The following is a 14589-nucleotide window of genomic DNA, read 5'->3' as shown; positions in this document are numbered from 1 at the left end:
TTTATTTAGTTGCTTGTGAACCTTTTAAAGATTTTTTCTTAAGCAAAGGGAATTTTAACCTAAAGGTACTACCCGTTCCTAAAATAGAAGTTACACCAATCGTACCATGATAACTTTCAGTTAATTTTTTAGCAATAGATAGACCTAACCCATTACCACCTTTTTCACGTGTTCTGGCTTTATCTACCCGATAAAATCTATTAAATATTTTTTCTTGTTCGACGCTATCTATACCTTCACCGAAATCTTGAACAGCTATAATTACCGACTTATTTTCAGTTGAAGCACTAACATTTACTTCTTTTCGATCCGTCGAATATTTAATTGCATTATCAATCAAAATAATTAATAATTGCTCTAAATGATTTCTATACATTCTAATAATTGTATCAGGTTTCAAGTCAGTTATATCCAAATTGATTGTAAAGTCTTTATGAATCATTTTCATATCATTAACAGTTCGGATTAAAACTTCATTTACATCTGACACTTTATCAGGAAATTGCATATCAACTTGTTCTGCCCGAGTTAAATCTAACATTTCCTGTATTAAATGCTTCATACGATCAGTCTCTTGCAAAGAAGCATGAATAGATTCTTCCAATATCTGGGGATCATCCTTACCCCATCTTTCTAACAAATTCAAATGCCCTTGAATAACTGCCACTGGCGTCCTCAATTCATGTGACACATCACCTACAAATTGCTTTTGTTGCAAGATATAATTCTGAATCCTATCCAGCATTTTATTAAAATTAACAACCAATTCACCTAATTCATCATTACGTCTAATATTAGGCATTCGTTCTCTAGCATTAGGATCTTGGTCAATCTCACGCGAAATCTTAGTCATTCGCTTAATCGGCTTAACAATACCATCTACAATAAAGTAGGATGCTACTAAAAAGAAAATAATTGCTAAAATTGATAAAAACACCATAGATTGCTGTAATTGTTTCAACAATTTATTAGTTTGTACCATCCGATTATCTACTATCAACGTACCTAATAATTTTCGATTATCATTAGAATAAATACGTTCTGCATTTCTAAAATGCATTCCGCCTCTGGTCTTATAAATTAATTCGGACGCTTTTTTTTGATTAACAGACTTTAAATCCTCATTACTTACCCAATTTGAATTTGAAAATACGAGATTCTTTTGCGGATCAAAGATGTAAATATTTATGTCTTTATTAGTTAATGTAGCCAAAATATCATCATCAAAAACACCATTGTCTTTTCTATTATAATTAGGTGAATTTCCCGAAATTAATCGCAAAGTATTAGGCGATAAAGTAGTTACAACATTAGAAACTTGAAAGGGTTCATTAATATTTACTAATCGTTGTTCAAAAGTACGTACAACATTTTTAGTTACATCACTTTCTTGTTCTAATGATTGACTCTTAATTAATGAATATATCGTTAGCGAAAATATAACAAAAGAGACCATGATTGTAGTAGCAACAATCGCAACCCACTTAAGTGTTAATGAAGATCTCCTGGTCTCTTTTTTGTTATAATGATGTATCAAATTCATCAAGTTCATCTGTTCTTACCATATAACCTGTACCACGAACTGTTTTAATGTAAGAAGATCTACCAGGAACATCAATCTTATTTCTCAAATATCTAACATATACTTCAACTACATTAGTTTCGATCTTAGAATCAGATCCCCATATCTTCTTTAATAATTGTTCGCGTGTTACAACATTATTTTTGTGTTCAATTAAAGTCATTAATAAATTATATTCACGTTTAGTTAAATCAACAGTCTTATCACCACGGTGTACAATTCTATTAGCCGTCTCAATAGTTAAGTCATTAAAACGAATAACACGCTGAACACCTGCAGCTTCACCACTAGCTCTTTTTTCAATTTGAACACGACGTAGCACTGCACGTAAACGAGCTAATAACTCTTCAATTGCAAAAGGTTTAACAATGTAGTCATCTGCTCCATGATCTAATCCAGAAACACGGTCAATAACTGAATCTCTTGCAGTCATCATAATAATAGGAGTTGTCTTCTCTTGTCTTACACGTCGTGCAATTTCTAGACCATTCAAATCGGGCAACATTAAATCCAACAAAATAGCATCATAATTATCTCTTAATGCTAAATCTAGTCCTTTTCTACCATTTGACTCTACTGTAGTATCATACTTTTCGTGTTGTAATTCTAATTCTACAAAACGTGCCAAATTTTTTTCATCTTCAATAATTAAAATTTTACTCATTTTTATTTCTCCATCTATTCATTAAATCAGTACACATTAAAAGTAACATATCTAAACGATCTCATTATTAATGATAAATTTTTAATACTATTTTTTCAATGCATTTTTAATAATTTTATTTATTAAATAAATTTTTTAACTTATCAAATTGAGGGTTAATAGTATTTCTAGGTCTATTTTTATAATTTTCCTCTGATATAACTGTCCAACCTTCACCTTCAGGAAACTCGCCATTTTCTTTTTCTGCATCTGTTAAATTAATAGTAGGCAAATTTAATAATAAATTATCTTCAACTGCTTTTTGCAAATCAATAATATCATTTTCTATCAAAATCACAGTACCAGCATCTTCATCTTCACTAGGAAGCACCTCAGCGTAATTCTCAGTAAATGTGAAGCTATTTTTTATAGATACTGGCTTCAAACTACGAGTTGAAGGTACAATAACATCATATTCAACTTCAAAATTTCCAGTTACAAATGGATCTTGATAAAAAAATTGCCCTTTAATATGTACATTTTTAATATCTAAAATAAAATCTTTAGCCCTATCAAAAAAATCTGCTTCAAATTTAACATCTTGATCTACATAAACTAATGGTTCTTTACTATTTTCAATATTTAGAAACGAATATGTTAACATCTATCTTACCTCAAATGGCTTACGACCAAAATTCTGATCATAACCTATTAACTGTTCAAAAAATCTATCTACTTTAATCTGTAATCGCAAACTACCAATTTCTGAATTTTTCTTATCAACTTTGGAAATAATTGGTAAATTTGTCGATTTGCGTATCTTTTTTAAATATTTTCTGCCACGCAAACTATACCCTAATAACATTGGAGTAATAATTTGATTGGCTTCCTCAATATCATCACATGTTATATCTAACAAAGTATATAAACATAAGCGTCTTAAACGGGCATACGTATACCTTTTAGATTTGATTTTATGTAAAAAGTCCTCAAAATTATGTGATTGATGGATTTCGGCCTTCATTTTATATTCTAATCCTTCACTCATTTGATAAATAGATTGCAAATGATTAATGTTTGTACTTTCTAATCGATATTTTAAAAATGGAAACATCATCTCCCAATTAGGAAAAACTGCTTGCTTACTTAACCATAATAATTCTTCTTTAGGCAAATAATTTTCTAATTTAGAAAAATCTCCATTTAGTTCATACAAAATTTGTCGCCTAATAGCAGTAGCAGAAGCTACAATGTCCTGAATATACTTATCATTATGTCCACCACTACCAAATCTTTTAATTGCATGCAGACGTAATGGTCTACTTAAGCTACAATTAGCCACTGCATATGCAACTGCCAAAGTAATATTAGGTTGTGTTAAATCATAACCGATTTGCTCAATCAACATTTGATTATATTGCGTAGAATACGTTTGCGTATAATCTTTAAAAATATGACTCGATTGTGCTAATTTAGAAATTTTCACACCTAAGTTCATATAATCAATCTGATCGTCTTCTACACCAAAAACAAGATCACTAACACCTAACTGCTCCAAGATTTTCATACTACCATAGGCAAATATATCAGCAGGCTGTACAGCATAAGAAAAAGGTAATTCAAAAACTAAATCTGCACCTGATAGCAATGCAGATTTAGCTCTACTCCATTTGTCACATATTGATATCTGACCACGTTGAACATAATTTCCTGACATTAAGACTACAATCGGTTTATTTTGTGATATTAATCTGGCCTGATTTAAAAGAAATTCATGACCACTATGAAACGGATTATATTCTGCAATAATTCCTACAGCATCCATCAATAATTATCATTCCTCAATATCCAATGGCTTACCATTGGACCACAATTTTTCTAAGCCATAAAATCCTCTAGCTTCGAAAGTAAAGATATTAACTACTACATCTCCCAAATCGATTAATAGCCAATTAGAATCTCTGGATCCTTCTATACGATAATCATTTTTACCTTTTTCATGAACTTTTTCAATAATAGAATTAGCAATAGCATGTAATTGACGATTAGAACCTGCCGTAGTAATTACATAATAATCTGCTAATATACTGATTCCTCGCATATCATACGCTTTTGTTTCTTCACCATGACGCTCAGAAATTGCCTCTAATGTTAAATCTAATAATTCTGTATTTTCCACACTAAAACCTCTTATTCTTTACTATTGATAACTGACCACTTGTTATATGCTAAAACTGTTTTGGGATAAATTTTACTTCGTTGCTTTACTAAATATGCTAAAGTATGAGCTAATTCATATCCTACTCCTTCATCCAGATTATCATATGCTACTTTTCGAGCTTCTTCTACTCCCTCAAAATCTCTTCCTGGTTCAATATAATCAGCTACAAAAACAATTTTATCTAATAATGACATTTCAACATCTGCAGTAGTATGTCTTCTAACAGCTGTCAGAATTTCATCATCATTAATTTTTAACTCATGTTGTATAAAATACGCTCCAACTATACCATGCCAAATTACACGATTATAATTTAATAAATCCAGATCAAAATCTTGCTCTTTAATAATTTTTATAAAGCGATCCACACTGATCTGCTTGGCATAATCATGAATAAAGCCAGCTACTTGTGCTTTATATATATCATAATATCCATTCAACTTAGCTAACTTTTTACATTCTTCACTTACTCTAATGCAATGCTGAAAACGCCTTTCATCCATATTTGATTTTACTTTTTCTACCAACTGTTCAGTTGTCAAAATAGAAAATGTTTTTTCAAATTTAAAATTATTCACGATACAACCCCTTTTTTTTAATATATTCACGTACTGCTTCTGGTACTAAATATCTAATTGAATTGTTTGTTTTAATATTTTGTCTAATCAGTGTTGAACTTATTGCAAAACTTGGACAATCAACCCATATCATAGGGTAATTAGTATTAGCAGAATAATTAGCCCGATTAACACCTACTAACGTTGCTAAAGTAGCTATTGTATTAGGCTCCTTCCACTTGCTAAATTGAGCTACCTGATCAGATCCCATAATTAAATAAAATCTATATTGAGGATATGCTTTCTTAAGATATTTCAAGCTATCTACAGTATATGAAATACCTCCTCTTTTCAGTTCAAATGATTTAACACTGAATTTTGGATTACCAGCTATTGCTAATTCTATCATTGTACGTCTATCATTTGCATCTATCTTATCTGCAACTTTTTTTAGTGGGGGAATATTATCAGGTACAAACCAAACTTCATCTAAATTAAGTTTTTTAGCTACCTGATCAGCAATTAACAAATGTGCATTATGAATGGGATTAAATGTTCCTCCCATAATTCCAATTTGTTTAGCTTCTAGATTTTTCCGAACTAAAAGTACCTTAGGTTTTGTTTTTAGAAATACTTCTGACATTAAATTAACGCTCTCCTAATACCTAATCCTATCCCTTCTGGCGTGTAAGCTTTAATAACTACTCCTGAAGGAACAGTAATAAATCCTACACCGCCAAATAAGATATCACTTTTTTCACTTGTCGAATAAAGTTGACCTTTTAATGCTCCTAAATCATCATTATCACAAGGTGGATTTAATAAATCTGATTTATGTTTTAAATAAAATTCATCTGCATTTATAGTTTTTGTTCGATGTAAATATAAATCACGTGCAACATATATTGTAAAACCGCTAGCTGGACCTTTGATAAAATCAATTCTACCTAATCCCGCTAAAAATATCGTTTGCCCTGGCAACAATTGATAGGTAGCTGGCTTTAGTTGTTTTTTAGGAGCTACTAATTCCAACTCACTGCCAGTTAACCTAGATGCCATTTGTTTTTTACTTAAAATTCCAGGCGTATCTACTAAATAATGTCCCTCATTTAATGGTATCTTGATCGAATCTAATGTTGTTCCAGGGAATTTAGAGGTGGTAATCAAATTTTTATATTCACTGCGTGTCTCAATAATTGCATTAATTAAAGTTGATTTGCCAACATTTGTTGTCCCTACAAAATAAATGTCCTCATTTTTTCCTTTGGTAGCTAAATAATTAATTAGTTCATCGATATTTCTTTTTTTTATGGCAGACAATAAAAATATTTTCTTAGGAAACAGCCCATTTCTATTAGCCTCTTGTCTCATCCAGTCTTTTATTTTCGATTCTTTAGAATTTTTTGGAAAAAGGTCAACTTTATTTCCAACCAGAACAAACTCATTATCACCAATAAATCTATCAAGGGATGTAATTAATGAATTATTAAAATCAAATAAATCAACCACATTAACAATTAGTGCTTTTTTATTTCCCAATGAATTCAATAATCTTAAAAAATCATCATTATTTTCATTAACTGGTGTAATTTCATTATAATGTCTTAGGCGAAAACATCTTTGACAATATACACTTGTATCAGGTTCTTGAATCATTTTATTAAAAGCTGAATGTGGCATATAACCCGACAACTTACTATCTTTATCTTGTAATATACTACCACAGCCTATACATCTTATTTCTTCATCACACATTACTTTAAATGCTCCTCAAACTTAATTGGATTAGTAAATCTAAAAACAAAAAAAATAAACTTTTCTACACAACGATTAATCCGTGTATTCCATTTATCAGTTTTAACTAAAGGTTTAACTAAAACAGTTCTAACACCTGCTAAATTTCCAGATACTATATCAGTTAAAAGCTGATCACCAACCATTAAAACATCTGATTTATTCAACTTGTATTTTTCAATTGCATTGTTGATGCCAATAGGTAATGGTTTTCTGGCTCTAGCTGCAAATTCAATACGATAAACATCTAATACTTTACTAATGCGTTCACTACTATTATTGGAAATTACAATTAATTTGATATCTGCATCAGCTAGCCGACGTTCAAGCTTTTGTAAAGAATCATCAGTTTCAAAATTATTCCATGCCAAAAGTGTATTATCTAAATCGCTAAAAATAGCTTTAATTCCCATATTCTTAAGAGCATTTATATCTAAATTATAAATTGAATCAATTGTATATGTTGGTCTAAATATCATAATTATCTCCCTAATCGTCTATTTATATATTAACAGAATTTATAAGGAAAAATAAGAAAATCATGTATATATATTTCCTTAAAAAATACACATAACTTTCGTTATGTGTATTTTCACTTTATTTAACTGCCTTTTTCCATAAACTCAACACTACACCAGAAACTAAAGATCCTACTATCACTGCGATAAAGTACCATACAATGTTTGTAGCTAATGGTGCAACCCAGAATCCACCGTGAGGTGCAGGTATACCTACTTTAGTAAGTCCAACAATAAATCCAGCTATAGCTGATCCCAAAACACATGAAGGAATTACACGACCAGGATCTGCTGCTGCAAATGGAATAGCACCTTCAGTTATAAATGACCAACCTAAAATCCAATTAGAAATGCCAGCTCTACGCTCTGATTCTGTATACTTATTTTTAAACAAAACTGTACCAATTGCAGTAGCAAATGGAGGAACCATACCACCTACCATAACTGCAGCCATTAAAATTGCGTTAACTGGATCATGTGGATTATTAGCAAATGCTCCGGATGCAAATACATATGCAGCTTTATTAAAAGGACCACCCATATCAATTGCCATCATACCACCTAAAATACTGGTTAATATAATTAAATTACCTGTACCCATGTGGTTTAAGAAATTAGTAATTGCAAAATTCAAGCCAGAAAAGATCGGACTAACTATATAGTACATAATAGCAGCAATTAATAGTAATCCCAAAACAGGGTAAAGCAACATTGGTTTCATACCTTCAAGCGACTTAGGAATTTTACTAAATACTTTTCTTAATGCTAATGTAATATAACCTGCCATAAAACCGGCTGCTAATCCGCCTAAAAATCCAGCGGGAGACTTAGCGTTATTAATAACATTAGATGCCATATATCCACCAACAAAACCAGGCATCAATGCAGGCAAATCACCTATTGATTCTGCTATATATGCTGACAGAACAGGTACCATGAATGTAAATGCCATACCACCAATTGTATTTAAAAATACAAATAACGGACTCTTAGCACCACCTGCATATTGTTCAACAATAAATGATAAAGCAATTAATATACCACCACCAATAACAAATGGCAACATATGAGAAATACCATTCATTAAATTTCTATATATAGTACTGCCAACACTAATCTCAGCTTTATCTGCTTGCTTAGTAGTTTGACCTCCAGCATTATAGATGCTTGCTTGATGATCAGCTATTTGCTTAATCAAATCTTGCGGTTTATTAATCCCAGCTACAACTGGTGCAGAAACTAGCGGTTTACCATCAAACCGAGCCATTTCAACTTTCTTATCTGAAGCAATAATAACGCCTTCACTTTTGCTGATATCTTCTGCAGTCAGCTTATTCTTAACTCCTTCAGAACCATTAGTTTCAATATGTACATTATAGCCTAAAGCTTCACCTGCTTTAATCAAAGCTTCTTGTGCCATATATGTATGTGCAATTCCATTAATACATGCAGTTACACCAACAATTAATGGTCTTTCAGAAGATATTTTAGGCTTTTTATTTTTTTCATTAGTGATTGCTGCATCTTTTTGTTTAAACAAAGAAATTACTTCTTCACCACTCGTAGCTTTCTTTAATTCATTAACAAATTCAGGATCGATTAACAAGCTTGATAATTTTGCTAAAGCTTGTAAGTGAGCATTATCTGCACCTTCTGGAGCTGCTATCATGAAAAACAGATGCACAGGCTTACCATCAAGTGATTTAAAATCAATTCCATTTTCACTCTTGGCAAATAAGACAGCAGCTTTATTGATATTTTTATTACGGGCATGAGGCATCGCAATACCATCACCAATACCAGTCGTAGTTTGATTTTCACGATCCCATATTGATTTGATAAACTCTTCCTCATTATTAACAATTCCTTGATCAGCCATCATATCAGCCATTTCTCGAATTGCTGAATCTTTATCATTAGCTTGTAAATTTAAAATGGCTAACTTAGGATTTAATAGCTCTTCTATTTTCATATTCATTCCTTCTTTCTAAATTACTAACTATATTATTGTTTCAACACCAATTTGAGGATATATTGCATCAATCTGCTCTTTAATTGCAATATCTTCTGTGAATGCTGTGGCAGCACCACAAGCCATACCAACTTTAAAGGATTCGATTACATCTTTTGTCATAGTATATGTACCTACAAATCCAGCCAGCATAGAATCTCCTGCACCAACTGAATTAACGACCTTACCAACAGCAGGTATACCATGATAAATATGATCAGAAGTTATCAAATACCCTCCTTCACTAGCCATGGAAACAATCACATTTTGTGCACCCATATCCAATAATTTTTTAGCACACTCAAATAATTGTTCTTTGCTTTCAATTTTAATATCAAATAAATCTGCTAATTCATGATGATTTGGTTTAATAACTAAAGGTTTATATGGTATTGTTTCTAACAAGGCTTTACCAGTAGTATCAACAGCAAAACTTGCACCTTTTTCAACTATAGTTGGTAGCAATTGCTTATAAAAATCTGCAGGTAAACTAGGAGCCAAACTACCACTCAATACAACAATATCTTCGCTAGTTAGATCTTCCAAACGCATTTTAAATGCTTCAATTTCCTTTGGAAAAATTTTAGGACCACTAGCATTAATTTCGGATTCAGATTTGGCATGAATTTTGACATTAACTCGAGTTAAGTCACTTATTTTTACAAAATCACTTACAATTCTTTTAGTATTTAATTGGCGAACAAGTTCCTTGCCAGTAAAGCCACCTACAAATCCCCAAGCTGTATTTTCAACATTAATTTGATTAAGAATTTGTGATACATTAATTCCTTTGCCACCAGCAAAGAAATTACAATTATTAGAACGACTGATGTCACCGTTGTTAAATTTCTCCAACTGAATAACATAGTCTAGTGCTGGATTTACAGTAACTGTATAAATCATTAATTAATCTCCTCTATATTTGTTTTTTTGGGTATTTTCTTTTTATCCATCTCAGTTAATTGATCTGTTATTAGAGTAACCGATTCTACTTTGGCAAAATTAACAAAACTCTCAATTCCAATTTTAGATTTATCCATTAAAATAAATGTTACTTTGCTACAATCCACTGCTTGCTTTTTTATATCTGCCTCCGCACAATCTGGCGTAGTATAACATCCATTACTTCCTAAACCATTTGAGCCTAAAAATGACGCATTGAAATTGAATTGCATTAACTGCTGACAAGTTTGTGTACCAATAGTAGCATGTGTTTTTTTCTTAATGGTGCCACCTAAAATTTTGGTGCGAATGCCCAATTCAATGCATGCAATAGCAGCATCAATTCCATTAGTCACTACTGTGAGATCCTTTTTATCTCGTAAAAATTGAATCATTTCATATGTTGTAGTTCCTGCATCAATAAATATATTGTCACCATCTCTTACATGCATTGCAGCTGCTTGGGCAATCTGCTTTTTTTCTTCTACATGCAAATTAAAACGAATTGTCTGCTCTACATCGCTGGAAAATTCATCCAGACTCCGTGCTCCTCCACGAACCCTTATTAACTTTCCTTTTTGTTGTAATTCATATAAATCACGCCTAATGGTTGCTTGCGAGCTATTAGTAACAGAACATAATTCTTTAACACTACATATACCTCTACTCTTCAAATGCGAAACAATTATTTGATGTCTTTCTTGAGTTAACATTTCTACCACACTTTCAATTAATATTGTAACCGTTTACGCAATCAATTTCAATCATATTTTTGAATATAATGATTATTTTTAATCACTTTTAATCAAAAGAAGATAAAAAAACACTCACGTGATTTACGTGAGTGTTAATAATTCTAATTTAGAGCGTTTTTAGCAGTTGCTGCTAACTCAGCAAATGTCTTTTCGTCATTATAAGCGATATCAGCCAACATCTTACGGTTAATATCAACACCTGCAACTTTCAAACCATGCATTAACTTGCTATATGAAAGACCATTTTGTCTTGCAGCAGCATTGATACGAGCAATCCATAATCTTCTGAATTCACTCTTAACTTTCTTTCTATCACGGAAAGCATATTTACGTGATACAAAAAGTTGTGTACTTGCAGCTTTAAATTGTAAGTGCTTTGCACCACGATAACCTTTAGCTAACTTTAAAATCTTCTTACGACGTTTACGTGTTACGGTTCCACCTTTAGTTCTTGGCATCTAAAATTCCTCCTCAAAAGTCTTTTCAATTTATAATTAACGCATTTGGGAAAGCATCTGTCTGATGCGTCTTAAGTCACTTGCTGAAACCATAGCAGCTTTTCTCAAATGACGACGTTGTTTCTTTGTCTTACCGTGAAAACGGTGTCCTGTATACGCTTGGTGACGTTTTAATTCACCACTAGCAGTTTTCTTGAAACGCTTAGCTGAAGCGCGGTGTGTTTTTTGCTTTGGCATATGTACAAATCCTCCAATTAACTACTTTTTCTTTTTGTCCTTATCGCTCAAAGGAGATAATATTAAAAACATGGAACGACCTTCCATGGTTGGGCTTGCAGTGACAGATGATAAATCTTTAGCTTGCTCGGCCATTTTCTCCAATACTTCTTTGCCCAATTCGTTATGAGTAATAGCACGACCTCTAAAACGAATAGAAACTCGAACTTTTGCACCTTTGGCTAAGAAATTACGAACATGCTTTAATTTAGTATCAAAATCATTGCCCTCTATAGTTGGGCTTAAGCGTATTTCTTTAACTGCAGTAACTTTTTGGTTCTTACGATTTTCTTTTTCTTTTTTTTGTTGCTCGAATCTGTATTTTCCATAATTCATAATTCTGGCAACTGGTGGCTTAGCATTAGGAGAAATAAGAACTAAGTCCAAATCAGCTTCTGTAGCACGTTGTAATGCTTCACTCTTAGTTACAACACCGATTTGTTCTCCATCTTCACCAATTAAACGAACCTCACGAGCACGAATTTCTTCGTTTAAGATTATATTCTTTGATATGGGTATTCACCTCCGCATTGAATTTTCGAGGACAAGATAAAAGCGGGCAAAAGAGCCCGCTTTTTAAATGATCATATCAGCCTAGAGGTTTAAAACTTAGGCGAGAAGCGGGTGCTTCTTCTTGTTCTCAACTTTAATTATTATAAGCGACTAATTTAATTATGTCAAACTTTTTTATTTATTTCTTGAATAAGATGCAACATCAGCAGATAATTCAGAAACAAATTCAGATAATGCCTTAGATTCTTGATCTTCACTACCATACTTACGAACATTTACACTATTATGTTGCAACTCGTCATCTCCTAATACCAATGTATATGGTACCTTTTGAGTTTGGGCTTCACGAATCTTGTAACCTAATTTTTCATTTCTGAAATCAACTTCTGCTCTAAAGCCTAATTTCATTAACTGATCTTTAACATTTTGTGCATATTCACCATGTGCATCATTATTTACAGGAATAATTTTTACTTGCAATGGAGCTAGCCAAGTTGGAAAGGCACCTTTGTATATTTCAGTAAGATATGCAATAAATCTCTCCATAGTACCAACAATACCACGGTGAACCATAACAGGTCTATGCTCTTCTCCATCCTTACCAACATATGACAAATTAAATCTTTCTGGTAACATAAAGTCTAATTGAATAGTTGACATTGTTTCATCATTTCCTAATGCAGTCTTAGTCTGAATGTCAAGCTTAGGACCATAAAAAGCAGCTTCTCCTTCAGCTTCGACATACTCTAATCCTAGATCATCCATTGCACCTTTAAGCATCTTTTGTGATCTTTCCCACATTTCATCATTTGCAAAATATTTATCAGTGTTTTTAGGATCACGATATGACAATCTGAAGTAGTAATCTGTAATATCAAAATCACGATATACTTCCATGATCAACTTCAAAATTTTAGCAAATTCAGATTGCACTTGGTCTAATTCAACAAATGTATGTCCGTCGTTTAAAGTCATTTCACGAACACGTTGTAAACCTGACAAAGCACCTGATTTTTCGTATCTGTGCATCATACCTAATTCTGCTATACGAATTGGCAACTCACGATAAGAACGAATATGATGATTATAAATCTGAATATGAGATGGGCAGTTCATTGGTCGTAATTCTAGCATTTCACCATCTCCCATATCCATTGGTGGGAACATATCTTCACGATAATGTGCCCAGTGTCCTGAAGTCTTATAAGCATCCAAGTTCATTAATACGGGTGTATAAACGTGTTGGTAACCATCAGCAACTTCTTTATCTATAATGTAACGCTCGATAACACGTCTAATAGTAGCACCTTTAGGCATCCAATATGGTAATCCAGCTCCAACTTTGGGATCAACAAAGAATAAATCTAAGTCACGGCCAATTGTACGGTGATCTCTTTCCTTTATATCTTCTCTTCTTTGTAAATCAGCCTTTAAATCTGCCTCTTTGAAGAAAGCTGTACCAAAAATTCTTTGAAGCATCGGATTTGAAGATTTACCTTGCCAATAAGCACCAGCTACAGATAATAATTTGAAATGCTTTAATTTACCAGTATTCAGCAAAAGAGCATTAAAGCCAAAATCTACGAAATCTTCTAATTTGTAAACTGCAACTTCGTCTGCTTCTTCTTTCAATAACTCTAGTTTATATGGATCATCTTTGAATAAATCTAACAATTCAGATTTTGATACTATTTTGTATTCTATTTTTTCACCATTTTTAACTATTTTTTGCATTTCTTTTTCTAAATCAGGTAATTCAGATGCTTTTATCTGATCTTCTTTATCAGTATCAACAAAGAAACCATCTTCTTCTAATTCAGATGTTCCTAATCTAACTGATGGATATTGTTTGCTTGCTACCATTTCAAACACAAAGGCAGCAGTATTTCTTAATACTTGTAATCCTTCCTCGTCTTTATCAGTTATAATAGCAACTCTAGCATCTGTATCAACTACAAAATCAAGCGGTCTTATTTCATCATTAACTTTACCAGCTACAGCGGACTTAGCTAAAGACGTTGCAATTGAACTTGCTACTTCTTTAATAGTTAATGCATGATTAAATTCTTTCTTTGAGCCATCAGGCAATGTAATAACTAAACTCATTTTTACCTCCAAATAAAAAATCCCGGCAATAAATAATATGCCGGGACGTTAAAAGCGTGGTTCCACCCAAATTCGAGTATAAAAACTCCTCATTAAGATTGATAAAGGTATCCAGCCTCCATATTAATCTAACAAAATAAAAGTTGGGACATCTTACAATTAAAAGGCTTCCAGAACTTGGCCTTTATCTCTGAGGTGCAGATGTCATGTCTC

The 14589-nt window shown here is 32.3% G+C and carries 16 protein-coding genes and 1 other annotated feature; all 16 genes read right to left on the bottom strand.

All coding sequences use genetic code 11. From position 1 onward, the window contains the following. Position 1 precedes the first annotated feature (1 nt). Positions 2–1543: a sensor histidine kinase gene (locus HMPREF0520_RS05220; protein WP_006729860.1), complete on the bottom strand. Its 1542-nt coding sequence runs from the start codon at positions 1541–1543 to the stop codon at positions 2–4. Continuing rightward, on the bottom strand, positions 1521–2246 hold the full coding sequence (locus HMPREF0520_RS05215) for a response regulator transcription factor (protein ID WP_006729859.1): 726 nt from the start codon (positions 2244–2246) through the stop codon (positions 1521–1523). The genes HMPREF0520_RS05220 and HMPREF0520_RS05215 overlap by 23 nt, the downstream gene beginning before the upstream one ends. A gap of 115 nt (positions 2247–2361) precedes the next feature. Further along, the gene (locus tag HMPREF0520_RS05210) at positions 2362–2889 is read right to left on the bottom strand and encodes a DUF177 domain-containing protein (RefSeq protein WP_006729858.1); all 528 of its coding nucleotides are present in this window, start codon (positions 2887–2889) and stop codon (positions 2362–2364) included. Further along, positions 2890–4050, bottom strand: coding sequence for a nucleotidyltransferase (locus tag HMPREF0520_RS05205; RefSeq protein ID WP_006729857.1), 1161 nt, complete (start codon positions 4048–4050; stop codon positions 2890–2892). 9 nt (positions 4051–4059) lie between these two features. After that, on the bottom strand, positions 4060–4404 hold the full coding sequence (gene rsfS, locus HMPREF0520_RS05200; protein WP_006729856.1) for a ribosome silencing factor: 345 nt from the start codon (positions 4402–4404) through the stop codon (positions 4060–4062). An 11-nt stretch (positions 4405–4415) separates the two neighbouring features. After that, entirely contained in the window at positions 4416–5024 is a 609-nt protein-coding gene (gene yqeK, locus HMPREF0520_RS05195; protein ID WP_006729855.1) for a bis(5'-nucleosyl)-tetraphosphatase (symmetrical) YqeK, read from the bottom strand. Further along, complete coding sequence (locus tag HMPREF0520_RS05190) at positions 5017–5646, bottom strand: nicotinate-nucleotide adenylyltransferase (protein ID WP_006729854.1); 630 nt, start codon at positions 5644–5646, stop codon at positions 5017–5019. Before HMPREF0520_RS05190 ends, yqeK begins: the two co-directional genes overlap by 8 nt. Beyond that, a complete protein-coding gene (yqeH, locus tag HMPREF0520_RS05185; protein WP_006729853.1) occupies positions 5646–6758 on the bottom strand; it encodes a ribosome biogenesis GTPase YqeH in 1113 nt (370 codons plus the stop codon). The genes HMPREF0520_RS05190 and yqeH overlap by 1 nt, the downstream gene beginning before the upstream one ends. After that, positions 6758–7276: a YqeG family HAD IIIA-type phosphatase gene (locus HMPREF0520_RS05180; protein WP_006729852.1), complete on the bottom strand. Its 519-nt coding sequence runs from the start codon at positions 7274–7276 to the stop codon at positions 6758–6760. Before HMPREF0520_RS05180 ends, yqeH begins: the two co-directional genes overlap by 1 nt. A 118-nt stretch (positions 7277–7394) precedes the next feature. Next, the gene (locus HMPREF0520_RS05175) at positions 7395–9287 is read right to left on the bottom strand and encodes a PTS fructose transporter subunit IIABC (RefSeq protein ID WP_006729851.1); all 1893 of its coding nucleotides are present in this window, start codon (positions 9285–9287) and stop codon (positions 7395–7397) included. Between the two features lie 27 nt (positions 9288–9314). Next, entirely contained in the window at positions 9315–10229 is a 915-nt protein-coding gene (pfkB, locus tag HMPREF0520_RS05170) for a 1-phosphofructokinase (RefSeq protein ID WP_006729850.1), read from the bottom strand. Continuing rightward, on the bottom strand, positions 10229–10981 hold the full coding sequence (locus HMPREF0520_RS05165; protein ID WP_006735687.1) for a DeoR/GlpR family DNA-binding transcription regulator: 753 nt from the start codon (positions 10979–10981) through the stop codon (positions 10229–10231). The genes pfkB and HMPREF0520_RS05165 overlap by 1 nt, the downstream gene beginning before the upstream one ends. 143 nt (positions 10982–11124) lie before the next feature. Beyond that, positions 11125–11481 (bottom strand): 50S ribosomal protein L20, encoded by a 357-nt coding sequence (gene rplT, locus HMPREF0520_RS05160; protein ID WP_006729848.1) that lies wholly within the window; start codon positions 11479–11481, stop codon positions 11125–11127. A 36-nt stretch (positions 11482–11517) separates the two neighbouring features. Further along, positions 11518–11718: a 50S ribosomal protein L35 gene (rpmI, locus tag HMPREF0520_RS05155; protein ID WP_006729847.1), complete on the bottom strand. Its 201-nt coding sequence runs from the start codon at positions 11716–11718 to the stop codon at positions 11518–11520. Between the two features lie 21 nt (positions 11719–11739). Then, on the bottom strand, positions 11740–12258 hold the full coding sequence (gene infC, locus HMPREF0520_RS05150; RefSeq protein ID WP_029327255.1) for a translation initiation factor IF-3: 519 nt from the start codon (positions 12256–12258) through the stop codon (positions 11740–11742). Positions 12259–12298: 40 nt separating this feature from the next. Further along, positions 12299–12399 (bottom strand) — a sequence feature (ribosomal protein L20 leader region). A 45-nt stretch (positions 12400–12444) separates the two neighbouring features. After that, positions 12445–14376 carry a threonine--tRNA ligase gene (gene thrS / locus HMPREF0520_RS05145; RefSeq protein WP_006729845.1) on the bottom strand — a complete coding sequence of 644 codons (1932 nt, stop codon included), beginning with the start codon at positions 14374–14376 and terminating at the stop codon, positions 12445–12447. Positions 14377–14589 lie beyond the last annotated feature (213 nt).

Source organism: Lactobacillus iners DSM 13335 (genome assembly GCF_000160875.1).
GTDB classification, from domain to species: domain Bacteria; phylum Bacillota; class Bacilli; order Lactobacillales; family Lactobacillaceae; genus Lactobacillus; species Lactobacillus iners.
Note: the sequence above shows the minus strand (reverse complement) of the source record. Positions and strands in the feature narration are given on the sequence as shown.